Annotated in this window: 1 tRNA gene and 1 rRNA gene; both read left to right on the top strand. The window is 41.3% G+C overall.

Going from position 1 to position 777, the window contains the following annotated elements:
• The first annotated feature begins 17 nt into the window (after positions 1-17).
• Positions 18-93, top strand: a tRNA-Ala gene (locus AOG27_RS20890).
• A 286-nt stretch (positions 94-379) separates the two neighbouring features.
• Positions 380-777 (top strand): 23S ribosomal RNA (locus tag AOG27_RS20895); the annotation flags it as partial.

Below are 777 nucleotides of genomic sequence, written 5' to 3' on the forward strand. Positions count from 1 at the left end.
TAAGTACCAGCATATGTGGGGCTATAGCTCAGCTGGGAGAGCGCCTGCCTTGCACGCAGGAGGTCAGCAGTTCGATCCTGCTTAGCTCCACCACTTTTACTCCTTAAAAATAAACATTCTTAATCAGGTAATAAACTGCTTGAGAATAGAGTGTGTTTAATTTTGAGAAGTTTATTCTCTTGCTCTTTAAAAATTTGGAAAGCTGATATTAAAATTCTTATAGATATTCGTATCTATAAAGAGTTTTCAAAAGTAAAAATATGCCAGTTAATCAGCAATGATTAATCGGTATCTACTTTAGTATTCTCATCATTATTTGATGAATTAACTTCTGGCGAAGTTAACAGCTGTCACTAACAAAGACYCGTTTGGGTTGTATGGTTAAGTGACTAAGCGTACACGGTGGATGCCTTGGCAGTTGGAGGCGATGAAGGACGTATTAACTTGCGATAAGCCTAGTCAAGCTAGTAAAAAGCGCTTGAGRCTAGGATTTCCGAATGGGGAAACCCACCTGCTTGCAGGTATCTTGCACTGAATACATAGGTGTAAGAGGCGAACGCGGAGAACTGAAACATCTAAGTACCCGTAGGAACAGAAATCAACCGAGATTCCGGAAGTAGCGGCGAGCGAAACCGGACCAGCCCTTAAGCTTATTATGTGTTAGTGGAACATTCTGGAAAGTTTGACGATACAGGGTGATAGTCCCGTACACGAAAATGCATYTTAAGTGAAATCGAGTAGGTCGGAGCACGTGAAACTTTGACTGAATATAGGTGG

This window comes from Pseudoalteromonas lipolytica, assembly GCF_001306915.1.
Classification (GTDB): domain Bacteria; phylum Pseudomonadota; class Gammaproteobacteria; order Enterobacterales; family Alteromonadaceae; genus Pseudoalteromonas; species Pseudoalteromonas simplex.